At 36.0% G+C, this 15,318-nt stretch carries 14 protein-coding genes and 2 tRNA genes; 10 read left to right on the forward strand and 6 right to left on the reverse strand.

Features of this window, described 5'->3' with window-relative positions:
- Nucleotides 1–461: 461 nt before the first annotated feature.
- Together menC and fbp are read right to left on the reverse strand one after the other, a co-directional pair.
- On the reverse strand, nt 462–1,466 hold the full coding sequence (gene menC, locus BUC06_RS09820) for an o-succinylbenzoate synthase (RefSeq protein ID WP_073333137.1): 1,005 nt from the start codon (nt 1,464–1,466) through the stop codon (nt 462–464).
- On the reverse strand, nt 1,466–2,482 hold the full coding sequence (gene fbp, locus BUC06_RS09825) for a class 1 fructose-bisphosphatase (RefSeq protein ID WP_073333140.1): 1,017 nt from the start codon (nt 2,480–2,482) through the stop codon (nt 1,466–1,468). The genes menC and fbp overlap by 1 nt, the downstream gene beginning before the upstream one ends.
- Nucleotides 2,483–2,807: 325 nt before the next feature.
- On the opposite strand from fbp, the gene BUC06_RS09830 reads away from it, so the two are divergent.
- The 8 genes from BUC06_RS09830 to BUC06_RS09870 all read left to right on the forward strand — a co-directional run bounded on the left by BUC06_RS09830 (nt 2,808) and on the right by BUC06_RS09870 (nt 9,697).
- Nucleotides 2,808–4,046, forward strand: coding sequence for an aspartate kinase (locus BUC06_RS09830; protein WP_073333142.1), 1,239 nt, complete (start codon nt 2,808–2,810; stop codon nt 4,044–4,046).
- A gap of 22 nt (nt 4,047–4,068) precedes the next feature.
- The gene (locus tag BUC06_RS09835; protein ID WP_073333145.1) at nt 4,069–5,910 is read left to right on the forward strand and encodes a lysophospholipid acyltransferase family protein; all 1,842 of its coding nucleotides are present in this window, start codon (nt 4,069–4,071) and stop codon (nt 5,908–5,910) included.
- A gap of 108 nt (nt 5,911–6,018) precedes the next feature.
- Nucleotides 6,019–6,091 (forward strand) — tRNA-Phe (locus tag BUC06_RS09840).
- Nucleotides 6,092–6,448: 357 nt separating this feature from the next.
- A complete protein-coding gene (locus BUC06_RS09850; protein ID WP_073333148.1) occupies nt 6,449–7,333 on the forward strand; it encodes a tetratricopeptide repeat protein in 885 nt (294 codons plus the stop codon).
- A gap of 128 nt (nt 7,334–7,461) precedes the next feature.
- Nucleotides 7,462–7,534, forward strand: a tRNA-Phe gene (locus tag BUC06_RS09855).
- A 152-nt stretch (nt 7,535–7,686) separates the two neighbouring features.
- The gene (locus BUC06_RS09860; protein ID WP_073333151.1) at nt 7,687–8,862 is read left to right on the forward strand and encodes a thioredoxin family protein; all 1,176 of its coding nucleotides are present in this window, start codon (nt 7,687–7,689) and stop codon (nt 8,860–8,862) included.
- The gene (locus BUC06_RS09865) at nt 8,863–9,486 is read left to right on the forward strand and encodes a DUF3575 domain-containing protein (RefSeq protein WP_073333153.1); all 624 of its coding nucleotides are present in this window, start codon (nt 8,863–8,865) and stop codon (nt 9,484–9,486) included.
- 4 nt (nt 9,487–9,490) lie between these two features.
- Nucleotides 9,491–9,697, forward strand: coding sequence for a hypothetical protein (locus BUC06_RS09870; RefSeq protein WP_073333156.1), 207 nt, complete (start codon nt 9,491–9,493; stop codon nt 9,695–9,697).
- Between the two features lie 101 nt (nt 9,698–9,798).
- Here BUC06_RS09870 and BUC06_RS09875 read toward each other — a convergent pair whose 3' ends face one another.
- Nucleotides 9,799–10,995, reverse strand: coding sequence for an exo-beta-N-acetylmuramidase NamZ family protein (locus BUC06_RS09875; RefSeq protein WP_073333339.1), 1,197 nt, complete (start codon nt 10,993–10,995; stop codon nt 9,799–9,801).
- Nucleotides 10,996–10,999: 4 nt separating this feature from the next.
- Between BUC06_RS09875 and BUC06_RS09880 the strand changes: the two genes are divergently transcribed.
- The gene (locus tag BUC06_RS09880) at nt 11,000–12,229 is read left to right on the forward strand and encodes an ABC transporter permease (protein ID WP_073333158.1); all 1,230 of its coding nucleotides are present in this window, start codon (nt 11,000–11,002) and stop codon (nt 12,227–12,229) included.
- Nucleotides 12,230–12,466: 237 nt separating this feature from the next.
- Nucleotides 12,467–13,450 (forward strand): PLP-dependent cysteine synthase family protein, encoded by a 984-nt coding sequence (locus BUC06_RS09885; protein WP_073333161.1) that lies wholly within the window; start codon nt 12,467–12,469, stop codon nt 13,448–13,450.
- 63 nt (nt 13,451–13,513) lie between these two features.
- Here BUC06_RS09885 and BUC06_RS09890 read toward each other — a convergent pair whose 3' ends face one another.
- From BUC06_RS09890 to BUC06_RS09900, 3 genes are read right to left on the reverse strand one after another with little or no spacing between them, the layout of a single operon-like run.
- Nucleotides 13,514–14,041 (reverse strand): hypothetical protein, encoded by a 528-nt coding sequence (locus BUC06_RS09890; RefSeq protein ID WP_073333164.1) that lies wholly within the window; start codon nt 14,039–14,041, stop codon nt 13,514–13,516.
- A 44-nt stretch (nt 14,042–14,085) separates the two neighbouring features.
- Entirely contained in the window at nt 14,086–14,388 is a 303-nt protein-coding gene (locus BUC06_RS09895; RefSeq protein WP_073333166.1) for a chaperone modulator CbpM, read from the reverse strand.
- 3 nt (nt 14,389–14,391) lie between these two features.
- A complete protein-coding gene (locus BUC06_RS09900) occupies nt 14,392–15,312 on the reverse strand; it encodes a DnaJ C-terminal domain-containing protein (protein ID WP_073333170.1) in 921 nt (306 codons plus the stop codon).
- Nucleotides 15,313–15,318: the final 6 nt, after the last annotated feature.

The following is a 15,318-nucleotide window of genomic DNA, read 5'->3' on the forward strand; positions in this document are numbered from 1 at the left end:
TGATTTAAATTGATAAAATAACCCTTAAAATTGATAGTTTATCCGACCCTAATACTACATTAGCCCAATTTCTAATACCTGATATCTTCCATTATACTTAATGGAGGACTTGATCATTTACTATCTGTATCGTTTTCTGTATAGACAAAAAATATCACATGAATTTCAAATCCCAAGTAAGTGAATTTAGTTAAATTAAGTTAAATTCTTGTACAATAAAAAAAAGAGATTGATATTTACTTACCAAATAAATTAAAATCTTTTATTATGAAAAATCTAACTGACAACATGAGGAAACTCAAAAAGGGAGAATTAAAAACAATTAAAGGAGGAATAGTTCCGCTCGGCTGTAATAGCTGGGATCCCCGAAAAAGATGCTGCAGATCATGGGATTCTGAGCACTCAAGCAATCCAACCTGCGAAGATGCTCCTCCTCCATTGCTTAATTAGCTATTTTTCTGTTATATTTTGAACCATAGCAACTCATTTTTGAGTTCCAGATCTGATTCAAAATTATTTACAAATAAAGATCCGGTGCCCAAACCTTGTGGCATCGGATTTTTTTTTGTGAAGGTATACTGTGCGATAGCATTTAGACCGATATTACTTTCGAGGGCTGAAGTAATCCACCAACCGATATTCAACTCTTCTGCAAGCGCAATCCATTCGTCTGAACCTGTAAAACCACCAACCAATGCCGGCTTTAGAATTATATATTGAGGCTTAATCGCTTCTAAAAGTTTTTTCTTTTCAATGGGATCTGTAATTCCGATCAGTTCTTCATCTAGAGCAATAGGAGTAGGCGTTTCGGCACACAATGATGCCATATCTTCCCAATGGCCGGCTTTTATGGGCTGTTCAATAGAGTGAATATGAAGATCTGCAAGCTGCTGTAAAACAATTTGCGCTTCTTCTCTATTAAATCCACCATTAGCATCAACCCGAAGTTCCAATTGATCTTTTGAAAATTTTTCTCTTAATTTTTGAAGGATTTTATGCTCAGATTTCCAATCAACTCCAATCTTCAGTTTGATACAGTGAAACCCTTTTTCAAGCTTCTCCCGAATCTGCTCTTCCATATAAGCAATCTCCCCCATCCAGATCAGTCCATTGATCATGATAGCCGATTTTCCTTCTGTAAATTCACTTGGAAAATAAAGATGATCTCCGTGCTTCAGATTCAAAATAGCTTGTTCATATCCAAACCATATGGATGGAAATTCTTTCAGCTCTTCTTTTAAATAATAGTGATCCCGGTTAATATTTTCACAGAGCCATTGTAGCTTTTCTTCATAATCCGGTCTGTCATCAAAACTTAATCCTCTGAAAACGGCACACTCTCCTGTTCCTTTTTTTCCGTTATCTTCAATTTCGAGAATAAAGGTCTCCTTTTCATGCAAAACGCCGCGAGACGTTCCGCTCGGGCGTTTGAATTCTAATAAATATCCAGAATATTTTGCTTTCATTATTTTACACTGTCGATCCGCATAAATTCCTCTGCTTTTTCCACCATCTGAATACTTCCGCAGAAAAACGGAATTCTCTGGTGCAGTTCTGTTGGCTCTACTTCAAGAATTCTCCTGAATCCGTCCGTAGCCTTTCCTCCAGCCTGTTCAGCAAGGAATGCCATAGGATTACATTCATACAATAATCTCAGCTTTCCATTGGGAGACTGGGAGTAAGATGGATAAATATAAATTCCTCCTTTCAGCATATTTCTATGGAAGTCTGCTACTAAAGAACCGATATATCTGGAGGTATAAGGACGGTCGCCTTCTTCCATCTGACAGTATTTCAGGTAATTTTTAACGCCTTGCGGGAATTTGATATAGTTTCCTTCATTGATGGAATAAATTTTTCCCATCGCAGGAAATGTCATATTTGGGTGAGAAAGATAATAGGTTCCCAGTGAAGGATCCAAAGTAAATCCGTTCACTCCGTTTCCGGTTGTATAAACAATCATGGTAGAAGAACCGTAGATCACATATCCTGCGGCAATCTGATTGATCCCCTTTTGAAGGAAATCTTCTAACTGAACCGGAGTTCCAGGCTCTGTTACTCTTCTGTAAATAGAGAAAATAGTTCCCACAGACACATTCACGTCAATATTGGAAGAACCGTCTAAAGGATCGATCAGGACGACGTATTTACTTAGATGACCGTTTTCACCACATTTAATGTCAATAAAATCATCATTTTCCTCAGAAGCAATACCACAAACAACCTCTCTTTGAGACAGAGCCGTAATAAAAATTTCATTGGCAATTACATCCAGTTTCTGCTGTTCTTCCCCCTGAATATTCTGGTTTCCGGCAGCTCCTGTTATATCTACAATTCCGGCTTTATTTACTTCTCTGTTTACCACTTTCGAAGCCAATCTTATTGCACTTAGAAGACGAGAAAATTCCCCCGTAGAATATTGAAAATCTTCCTGTTTATCTATAAGAAATTCTCCTAAAGTCTGTAATGGTTGATTTGACATATTTTTCTTTTTACGTTTTCCCCAAATTTCGGAAAATTTATTGGAGAAAGAAAGCTTTTCTTACAAAAGACCTTAACCGCTGTCTTCCAAAACGATACGAGGACAATCAAGCTATATACATAAAAATACTCTTCCATTATTAATCCCCATTTGATGACAATAAATCAATGAAATTCTGATAATTTTCATCAAGTCTCAATTTTAATGAAATCTTAATTCCTTCCAACCGTGAGACTCTTTCATATCTCGTTGTAAATTTATAATTTTGACCTCCGTAAAAAACTCATGTAATTTTTAATCTAACAATTTTATTTTAAACAAATTAATGAAAATTTTCAAGTTTGGTGGAGCATCTGTAAAAGATGCGGAGAGTGTAAAAAATGTGTCTATGGTTTTGCAAAGCCAGGGATTTACCAAGTGTTTGCTGGTTATTTCAGCAATGGGTAAGACGACGAATGAATTGGAAAAGGTTGTAGAACTTTATTTCAAGAAGGATAACTATCAAACTGAGATTGAAAAGATAAAACGAAAACACATCGAGATTGCGGAAGGCTTATTTCCTGAAAACCATGCAGTTTTTGCAGAGATTAATGTATTTTTCGATGATATCGATTCTTTTTTAAGAAGAAATAAATCTCCAAATTACAGTTTCGTGTATGATCAGGTAGTAAGCTGTGGGGAAATGATCTCTACCAAGATCTTAAGTGAATATCTGAACGAAATCCAGTTTCCGAATCAATGGTTAGATGCCAGAGATTGTATTAAAACGGATAATTCTTACAGAGACGGTAACGTAGACTGGGCAAAAACAGAAGAATTTATTTCAACCTTAAATAAAGAAATCTGTTACGTAACACAGGGTTTCATAGGTTCTGATGACAACAATTTTACAGTAACATTAGGAAGAGAAGGCTCTGATTACTCTGCTGCTATTTTTGCCTATTGCCTGAATGCTGATGCCATGACCATCTGGAAAGATGTTCCGGGAGTAATGACGGGAGATCCGAGAAAGTTCAGTGATGTGACTCTTCTTTCTAATATTTCTTATGAAGAAGCGATCGAACTGGCTTATTACGGAGCAAGTGTCATTCACCCGAAAACATTACAGCCGTTACAGCAGAAAGCCATTCCTTTTTATGTAAAATCTTTCGTAGATCCTACCAAAGAAGGAACTAAAGTAGGAGCTTCAGATAAAAACCAACATGAAGAATCTTATATTTTAAAAGAAAACCAGGTTCTTTTACAGATCTCAACCCGGGATTTCTCTTTCATTGCAGAAGATCATATGAGTCTTATATTCGGATACCTTTCGAAATATAAGATCAAGGTATCTCTGATGCAGAATTCTGCTATATCACTGGCTCTGTGTCTGGAAGATAAATTCAATCAGGTTGACGAGCTTAATGATGAACTTCAAAAAATATTTAAAACCAAAGCGGTTAAAAATGTATCTTTATTCACAGTAAGAAATGCGAAGATGGATCATATTGATAAATTTTACCAGGAAAAAAATGTATTATTGGAACAGATTTCCAAAAATACGGTTCAAATGGTAACACAATAATTTTAACTGCGACTAAACACATATGAGTTTAATTTCGAAAAACGATCTTATCACAGCTTCCGGCTTAAGCAAAATCGGGTTCCTCAAGAACCCGGTTGCATCTGCCGTGATGAGCATTGCCAAAATAAATGAAGTTAATAGATTATACGATAAACTAAAAGACAAGGAAGGCAAAGACTTTTTCGACTCATTTGTAAGAGAAAGAAACTTAAGTTATATCGCTTTTGAAGAAGATCTTGCAAAAATTCCCAAAACAGGACCATTTATCCTTGTTTCCAATCATCCACTGGGTGCTATTGACGGAATTTTAATGTGTAAGATCCTTTCAGAAGTACGTCCGGATTTTAAAGTCATGGGTAATTTCCTTTTGGAAAAGATCAAACCTATGGAGCCGTATGTCATTTCTGTCAATCCTTTCGAAAACAGAAAAGAAGCCCACAGCAGTACTTCCGGAATGCGTGAAACATTGAAACACCTTCAAAACGGAGGTTGTGTAGGTATTTTTCCTGCTGGCGAGGTATCCAATAAAAATAATCCTTACGGTGAAATTCTGGATAAAGAATGGGAAAAACCAGCACTTAAGCTGATCAGAATGGCTAAAGTACCGGTGGTTCCTTTATATTTTCACGCTAAAAACAGCCGTATTTTTTATCAGGTCGCTAAACTTCATCCAAGTTTACAAACGCTCATGCTTCCAGCCGAAATGATGAACGACAGGGAAAAACCGATCAGAATCAGGATAGGAAAGCCGATTACTTTAAAGGCTATGGACGAGATGGAAACCATTGAAGAACTTGGTGAATTCCTGAAGCGTAAAGTGTACATGATGAAATCGTATTACGAGAAGAGAAAATCACTTGCGCAAAGCATCAATCTTAAAAATTTAACGGTAAAATTTCCTTTATTAAGAGAAGAAAATATCGTTCAGAATATCATCGATGAAACTCCAAAGGAGGATATCCTTAAAGACATCAACAGGCTGAGAGGTACAGATAAGATGCTGTTCAGTAATGGTAATTATGAGATTTATTTCACTACGTATGAGGAAATCCCTTCCGTAATGAGAGAAATCGGACGCCAGAGAGAACTCACCTTCCGTGCTGTAGGTGAAGGAAGTAATCTCCCGTTCGACCTTGACGAATATGATAAGCATTATCATCATCTTTTCCTTTGGGACAATAGCGCAGAGAAACTTGCCGGAGCCTACAGAATGGCTTTAGGAAAGGACGTTATGAAGAAATACGGCATCAAAGGATTTTATACCAGCTCTTTATTTGAATTTGAGCAGGACATTCATCCATTCTTTAAGAAAGTGATTGAAATGGGCCGTGCTTACATCAGTGAGGAATACCAGCAGAAACCTCTCCCACTCTTCCTTTTATGGAGAGGAATTGTACATGTCTGTTTAAGGAATTCTGATCATAAATTTTTGATGGGTGGCGTAAGTATTTCAAATAAATTTTCGGAATTCTCCAAATCTCTGATGATTGAATTTATGCGTTCGAATTATTTTGATTCAGCTGTAGCTCAATATATCACTCCTAAAAATGAGTATAAGGTAAAACTACGCGACAGGGATAAAAATATCTTTTTTGAAGAAATGGAGTCCGATCTGAATAAACTGGATAAGATTATTGATGATCTTGAACCGGAATTAAGACTGCCTGTTCTTATTAAAAAATATATTAAGCAAAATGCCAAAGTGATTGCTTTTAATGTGGACCCGAACTTCAATGATGCGATCGACGGATTGATGTATATCCGAATCAGTGATCTTCCCGAAAGTACGATAAAGCCTGTATTAGAAGAGATGAGCGATCATATAAGAAAAGAACAGGAAAATAATTCGGCTGAAAATCAGTAAGTTTTATTTTTATTTAAAAAAAGTATGGTTAATACTTGCTTCATATAAGAAAACTTACTACTTTTGCATCACTTTAAAACAACGAAGTAAGTCAAACAAAAATATAATGGTTTCTTAGCTCAGTTGGTAGAGCAATGGATTGAAAATCCATGTGTCCCTGGTTCGATTCCTGGAGAAACCACTTTAAAACCTCTAATTTATTTAGAGGTTTTTTTGTGCTCATAAAACTCACCTTTTTCTGAGTGAAAAGTATTTTCATCTTCATCACAGAGGCTTTTTGGGAAACATAGTTCATGAAAGTTAAATTTCCTGAATTAAAGAGGCGCCCATAAAATTTTTACTTCAAAATATTTTCATCAGTATCTATCTCCTGAAATTTTCTATTTTCTATTTTCTATTTTCTATTTTCTATTTTCTATTCTTTATTCTTTATTCTTTATTCTTTATTCTTTATTCTTTATTCTTTATTCTTTATTCTTTATTCTTTATTCTTTAAACTATTTTTATAAATTTAAACACTAAACTAATTCATCAAAACATGAAAAAAATAATTCACTTTTTGACATTTCTTCTAGTTCTGTTTTCTATACAAATATTTTCACAGAGTCATGATAATAATGAACTTCAGAAAATGGCAGATGACGACCAAAATGCAAGAAAGTCTGATCAGATCAACTGGAAAATATTAAGCAGGGAAGACAGTTTAAGACGGGAAAGAATTTTTATTCTCCTGAAAGAAGATAAAATAAAAACAGCAAAGGATCATTTTAACTGCGGAATTGTTTTTCAGCATGGCGGAGACACTATTTCTTCGGGAATGGCCGTAAAAAGCTTTGAAAAAGCGCTAAAAATGGACCCAAGTCTTAACAGATGGTGGTACGCTGCTGCAGTAGACAGAGACCTTATGTACAAGAAGAAGCCACAAATCTACGGAACTCAGTTCATCAAAGACAAAACAACGAACGCCAAATGGGCCAGGTACAAATTAGATTCCTCAAAAATTACTGACGAACAAAGAAAATATTATGGTGTGGAAACACTTAAAGAACAGGAACAGAAAGAAAGAGAAATGAATCAGATTTCATTAAATGATGCTTACAGTTCTGAAAAGTCAATTGACGGGCTTATTAATCTTATTAATACAGAACACAGAAAAGGAGCACTCTCTTCTTACAATACGAGCGAAAATCAGATCAATAGTTTTGGCTACAGACTGGTCAGTGAGAATAAGATCAATGATGCTTTGAAAATATTTAAATTAAACACCCAGCTCTATCCGGACGCATGGAACACTTATGACAGCTATGGTGAAACGCTTTTAAAAAAAGGGCAAAAGAAGGAAGCTTTAGAAAATTATAAAAAATCATTGAAACTGAATCCGGAAAATGAAAATGCAAAGAAAATTTTAACCGAATCCAAATAACTGATGACCAAACTATTGAAAGTCAAAAACGCCCTAGCCAAGGCAGAATATTAAAATAAATAGCAAAAAAACTTGCGAGGTATAAGAAAATATTATACTTTTGCCCCACGTTAAACAAACGAACAATTGGTTTCTTAGCTCAGTTGGTAGAGCAATGGATTGAAAATCCATGTGTCCCTGGTTCGATTCCTGGAGAAACCACAAACCGCCTTAATAAAGGCGGTTTTTTTATTTCATATTGCACAGTTTTGCAATACTACATCTTAAAATTCGTTAATATAAAGCGTAACCCCACAAATTCGTCGCCTGTTTTTTAGAAAATAACTATCTTCGCCTACAAATCTAATTTGAAAATGAAGAAGATCATCTCCGGGGTATTTGTTTTCTGCTCTGTAGTTATAATGGCTCAGGAAGCGATACAATTTCAGGAATTACCACTCAAAGACGTTATAGCAAAAGCAAAAAAAGAAAAGAAGCTTGTTTTCGTTGATGCTTATACCTCATGGTGTGGACCTTGCAAGATGATGGAAAAAAATGTATTTACAAAGAAATCTGTCGGAGATTACTTCAACGCCAATTTCGTGAATGCAAGATTCGATATGGAAAAAGGGGAAGGACGGGAAATTGCAGCCAAATACGGTGTACGCTCCTATCCTACTTATCTGTTTCTGAACGGTGAAGGTGAACTGGTTTCTCAAAACACAGGATACATGGAAGAAAGCATGTTTGTAACCATGGCTCTGGATATCAATTCGCCGGGTAACAAAAAGGGCTCTCTGAAGGAACGTTTTGCAAAAGGAGATAAAGATCCGGAATTCCTGATCAATATTATGAAACTGAACTCTTCTTCAGATTATGATTTTGCTAAAAAAGCCTCTGAAAGATATTTTGAAAACAAAAAGAAGACGGAAGAAATTTCGAAAGAAGAAATAGGGCTTCTTTTATTCTTTGTAAAGTCTACAGAAGACGTCAATTATAAAACATTCACCTCAAGAAAGGCTGAAATTATCAAATACTTACCGGAAGCCACTTATACCGAATTTGATAACCAGCTCAAACTATCAAAAATAGTGGAACAGTCTATTGATGATAAAAATAAAAGAATCAACGAGGAGTATTTCATGTCAACGGCAGAACCGTTAGTCGGAAAACAACTTGCCCAATCTAAACTAAACCAAACGAAACTCAGTTACTACGAGCAAAATGCCAATTTCCCCGAATTTGAAAAAGCAGCGCTAGACTATTACAAGAACTCCGATGCATTTGAACCTAATGAGCTACTCAGAGCTGCATGGGTTTTTAGCGATCACATCAAAAATCCTTCTTCATTGAAGAAAGCCGCAGAATGGGCTGAAAAATCTGTGATGCGTGGTGAAACACCGGAAAACACTTATATTCTTGCAAAGCTTTATTTTCTGACCGGAAACAAAGAAATGGCACTAAACTATGCTGAAATGTCTAAAAACATGGCAGTTCAGACAGGAAAAGATGCCCAACTCGCAGAAGAATTACTGAAACAAATAAAATAAATGCTAAAGCACAAATTTCTTACTACCTCTATCACACTCCTTTCTTTAGGAATGTTGACTGCACAAGAACAGGAACCGGAAAAAGGTCTATACATTAAAGGGAATGCACTTCTTGCAACAATTGGTGTTCTTAATGTCGGGTTAGAAAAACAGATCAGCCAAAAGTATACATTACAGGGAGATGTTTTCATTTCTCCTTGGAAATCTTTTGCTGGACATGAATTTCAATATTATTCTCTTTCTCTTGAAGGGCGATACTATTTCAATGAAGCATTCAGCCGCTGGTATATAGGAGCAAATATTGCAGCTTCGGCGTTTGTACTTCAAAAGTGGAACTATTGGAATGATACCCTTTATGTAAATGATAGAGATGAAGTATTCGTCTCGTCTAACTTATACCAAAAAGGTGTTTCATTTATATTAGGTGTTACAGGCGGATATCAATTTAAGGTATCAGACCGCTGGAATATTGATATATATGCAACAGTGGGTACATCCCAAGATTTCTACAAAGGATATGATCGTGTTACTGGACAGCGTTACGAGTTAGCACAGAAATATAACAAAAGTGGAGAAATTCTTCCTTACAGAGGAGGTATCATGATCTCTTATAAACTAAAATAGCAGCATGAAACTGTTTGGAAAAAATCATATTATCATCTCAGTGATTACTTTTGTGATCCTTTTTTTAATGAATTACATAGGAAATGACCTTCCCGACAAAACGGAGAGAGCATTAATGACTGCTTTTGCCGGAGTAATCGGATTATCACTGGGACTTTTCATTCTTAATAAAGGAAAAAACGACAAGAATCCTCCACAGAATTTTGATTGATAAAAAGTGAATTGTGAGTTTGACTTCGCCAGTGAATTTTATAACAGACGAATTCACTCATCATTGAATGGCGAAGCTAGATTGACCATTGACGTAAAAAATCAATTTTCGTACATAATATATTTGCTGCGGATCTTCTCAAATTTCTCCAGATCCCCTTTCCAGGAATCTTTGATTTCCTGAGCTGATTTTCCGGCGATGATTTGTTTTCTGAATTCATCAGTTCCCGCCAGCTTATCAAAAAATAAATTATCAAGGAAGAAGCTTTGCTGTGGGTTTTTGTAGCTTTTATATGACTTGATCAGCCATTCAAGATTAAGTTCGTTTAAATTTTTTGAATATGATGAAAGGTCTTCACCGTAACACAATTTCCCGTTTAAGAAAGGATCTTTAGCTCCAAAATTGGGTTTAGGTGTAAATTGATAAGGTAATTCCTGCGTCCATGGAGATCCGTAAATCTGAAACGGCAAACTTGTTCCTCTCCCTACAGAAACCTGAGTTCCTTCAAAAAAGCACAAGCTTGGATATAAATTGATTGATTGATCATTGGGCAGATTTGGGGAAGGTTTGTCTAAAATCGGATAACGCTGTTTTTTGTGGTAATTTTTCATTGGAATCAGCGTATATTTTGCCTGAACTCCTTTTTTAAGCCATTTTTCACCATTAACCATTTTCCCATACTCACCTATCGTTAATCCGTAAACCACAGGAACTTCATGCATTCCTACAAAACTTGACCACTTTTTGTTTAAAACAGGTCCGTCTGTATATCCGTCATGAGGATTAGGACGGTCCAGCACCATGATCTCTACATTATTTTCCGCTCCGGCTTCCATTAAATATGCTAAAGTTGAAATATAAGTATAGAACCGCACCCCAACATCCTGAATATCAAAAACAACAATATCAATTCCTTTTAACTGTTCCGGTTTTGGTTTTTTATTGTTTCCGTATAAAGAAATAATTGGGATTCCAGTTTTGGTATCTACTCCGTTTTTCACTTTTTCTCCGGCATCTGCATCTCCTCTGAAGCCGTGTTCAGGTGCGAAAATCGTTTTTATCTTGATATTATTTTTAACTAAAAAATCGACCACATACGTTTTATCACTCATCAGCCCGGTCTGGTTCGTTACCACACCAATCGTTTTATTTTTTAACAGAGGCAGATAAAGTTCAGACTGGTCCGCACCGGTCTTGAAATCCGGTTGAATAAGTGCCTGAGAATAATATTGATCGAATACACCTAAAAAAATTAGGCAAATAAGAAGTAAATTTTTAATTTTGAAATCTAAATTCATAAGCTTGAAATTTCCTTTATATTTCTCTAGAAAAATAGCGTTTTCCAAAGATAACAAAAATAACCTTTCAAGAGTTATCATCTTCATCGGCAGACTTTCTGTCGCTCTCGGGATCATTGTTTCTTTGATTACTGTATCTACGGGCTTCGGTTCAAAGAAAGCCATCAAAGAGAGACTGGCAGATTTCAGCGGACACATTACCGTACGGTCTACAAGGTCCAATTCCTCATACAATACTTCTGTCCTTGACAATCAGGGATTGAATATTCAGAAGATTAAAGAACTTCCTGATGTGGAAAGTGTTCAGAAATACGCTACGGTAACAGGAATTATGCGTAATGAACACAATTTTTCAGGGATTATATTTAAAGGAATCGGAAAGGATTTTGACAGTTTGAGATTCAAAAAATTTCTTGTAGCCGGAACGACTCCAAAAGTTACAGAGAAAGGCTTTAACAATGATGTGACAATCTCACAGAAGATCGCTAATGATCTCCATCTTAAAGTGAATGACAGCATTGTTACCGTATTTTCAAAAGCAGATCAGAAACCGATATACCGTAAATTCAGAATTATAGGAATTTATAAGACGGATATTAAAATGATTGATGAACAATTCGTGATCGGCGGCATCAATCATGTAAGAAAAATTCAGGAAATGAAGCCTGATGAAATAGGCGGTATTGATATTTTTCTGAAAAACGTGAATGACATCGACAAAGATTTTCCGGAAATTGAGAAACTGATCGGTTACAAGAATTATGCTGAAAAAGCGACGGAAAAGTTCCCGCAGATCAATGACTGGATCAGTATTTTTGACACGAATATTGCATTGATCATCATTATTATGCTGGTTGTTGTAGTCATCAATATTATTATGGTGCTTCTTATCCTGATCATCGAAAGAACCAATTCTATCGGCCTTTTAAAAACGCTGGGAGCAAGCAATTCACAGATAAGGGCTACTTTCATCAATTATACCCTGATCATCATGATTCCGGGACTTTTGTATGGAAATGCAATTGGTCTGGGTCTGATTTTGCTCCAGAAATTTTTTGGCATTATTAAACTTAATCCAGAAAACTATTATGTAAGCACAGTTCCTGTAGATCTAAATCCGATTGCCATCATCTCTATTTCAGTAGGAATTCTTATTATTTCAGGATTGGCTCTGATTATTCCTAGCTACCTGATCAGCAAGATATCTCCGGTGAAAGCGATTAAGTATAACTAGAAGAAATGTGAAGGGTCAATTGTCAATGACATAAACAGTGATCAATTCTATTTTAGTTTAAAAAATTCATTATTCACTTTGAAAAATCAATAACGAACCGCAGACAATAAATCCATTTCTACGTCTGTAATTAAAAATTCATCAGTACCCATTCACCATTCGCATTTATAAATCATAATCTTTAAATTACGCCGCTAATTTTTAAAGCATTATCTTTGCACCGCTTATAAACCATTTATGAAATACGCAAAAAATATTCTTGAAACGATAGGGAATACGCCTCTTGTAAAACTTAATAAAGTATTAGGAGAAGACTTTCCTGCCTTAGTTTTAGCAAAAGTAGAGACATTCAATCCGGGAAATTCTGTAAAAGACAGAATGGCTCTTAAAATGATAGAAGATGCCGAAAAAGACGGCAGATTAAAACCTGGAGGGACCATTATTGAAGGAACTTCGGGAAATACAGGAATGGGGCTGGCTCTTGCTGCCATCATCAAAGGATACAAATGTATTTTTGTAACCAATTCCAAACAATCTAAAGAGAAATGTGATATCCTTCGTGCTGTGGGAGCAGAAGTTATTGTATGCCCTACCGATGTGAAGCCTACAGATCCGCGTTCTTATTATTCAGTTTCCAAGAGACTGGCTAAGGAAACAGAAAACGGATGGTACGTAAACCAATATGACAACCTATCCAACAGAACGGCTCATTACGAGTCTACCGCTCCCGAAATCTGGGAACAGACAGACGGAAAGCTGACGCATTTTGTGGCTGGTGCAGGAACAGGAGGTACGGTTACAGGTTGTGGAACATTCTTCAAGGAGAAAAATCCAGCTATTAAAGTAATCGGTGTAGATACGTACGGTTCTATTTTGAAGGAATTCCACGAGACAGGAGAACTTCATTACGATCATGCCTATACTTACATTACGGAGGGAATCGGGGAAGACATTATTCCTGAGAACTATGACATGTCAGTAATCGATCATTTTGAAAAGGTGACTGATAAAGATGGTGCTGTTTACGCAAGAAAACTGGCTAAAGAAGAAGGAATTTTCTGTGGATACTCTGCAGGAAGTGCAATTGCTTCTCTGATCCAGATGAAAGACCAGTTCACAAAAGATGATGTGATTGTGGTTCTTCTTCACGACCATGGTTCAAGATATGTAGGAAAAATCTACAATGACGAGTGGATGAAAGAAATGGGTTGGTTAGATTAATCAAACAGAGAAGGTCAAAAGCCTTTTTACATAAATAAAAAATCAGAGCGTTGCTCTGATTTTTTATTGCTTAATATTTTTCTTTATTGCTTGCTTCAGAATTTCGTAATCTGCTTTACTCATTGATTTTTTGGGGAACATATAATTGAATTTCCCTTCTAAAGAAATAAATTCATCATTGACCTCAAAGTCCTTAAAATCTTCCCACTTACTCAGCTCTTCCTGATGATTAAGATTAACATTAAAAATTTCACTGTTAAATCTGATCTCATAGATCTCAGCATCTTCCAGTGACTTTAAATACCTGTTCACCTCTTTTTTCCATCGCGAAACCTTGTTGATGCTTAAAGAAAGATACACGGTACAAAGCAAAAACAGAAAGCTGACGAAATATAGAATTCCAAACTTTTCTTTACTTAAATCATCTTTGAAAAAGAATAAAATCAACAGAATTAATCCTACAACGGCAGTAGTAACGGTTTTGCCTTTGGTCGTCTGTGAAAAAAAAAGGCTTCCCTGATTACCACTGAAATAAATTTCTTCAAAATCTTTTCTGCTTACATTTAATTTGATGACTTTATCTCCATTCATTTTTTAGAATTATTTAGTTTGTTTTTAAAGGTTACAAAACTAAATCAAATATCTTCATATTGATCACTTATTGCAGAAAGTTTATTCATCAGATCACGATTTCTCCGTTTTAAGTCTTCCATTTTCTGAAGCATATCATTGATGACTTCTAAACCGGGAAGATTGATTTCCAGATCGTAATGCCAATTGGTGAATCTTTCAAAAACAGGCAGATCTTCGTACAATAAATAATGAATTTCATTCTCAGTTTCCACATTCAGTAAACCTCCATCTACCAGTTCATCAAAAAAAGTAATCTCTATATTGTAAATTTTTACGAGTTCTTCTCGCGATATTCTTTCACTCATGGCTTAGGAATTTTTAAGTTGTTCAAAAAGTTCTTTCTGCTTGTCTGTAAGATCTGTAGGTAATTTCACTTCATAAGTCACAAAAAGATCCCCGGACTGTCCTTCTTTTTTATACACCGGAAAGCCTTTTCCCTTTAGTCTGACTGTTGTTCCGTTCTGGGTTTCTGGTTTTACTTTAAGATTCACACTTCCATCAAGTGTATTTACTTTTACATCTCCCCCTAAAAGAGCCGTATAGAGGTCAATTGAAACTTTGGTTTTAAGATCATCACCTATTCTTTCAAAATCGGGATCAACCGGAATATTGAATGTGATGTACAGATCTCCGTTTGGTCCACCGTTAAAACCAGGACTTCCGTGTCCTTTCAGTTTGATCTGCTGCCCGTCATATACCCCGGCAGGAATAGTAATTCTCACTTTCTTACCATTGATTTCAAAAGTCTGCGGATGGGTTTGTGCAGCATCCTTTAAGTTTAAATTCAATTCCGCATGGACATCCTGGCCTTTGAACTTTCCTGAAGAACTTCCTCGTGAATTTTTACTAAAACCTCCACTTCCTCCTGCACCACCAAACATACTTTGAAAAAAATCAGAAAAATCTTCCCCTTCCCCGAAGTCTGCACCGGAAAACCCACCACCACCGTAATTCTGTTGCTGGTATTGCCTTTGTTGCTGTTGGGCTTTTTCGTATTCTTCACCATGTTTCCAGTTTTCTCCGTATTTGTCATACTTCGCCCGGTTTTCAGGATTACTGAGCACTTCATTGGCTTCATTCAGCTCTTTGAATTTTCTCTCTGCTTCTTTGTCGTCGGGATTGAGATCAGGATGCAGTTTTCTGGCCTGTTTTCGGTAGGCTTTTTTGATGTCATCCTGTTTTGCGCTTTTATCTACGCCTAAAATTTTATAGTAATCTATATAAGCCATAGAATC

The sequence above is a fragment of the Chryseobacterium carnipullorum genome, from assembly GCF_900142785.1.
GTDB lineage: Bacteria > Bacteroidota > Bacteroidia > Flavobacteriales > Weeksellaceae > Chryseobacterium > Chryseobacterium carnipullorum.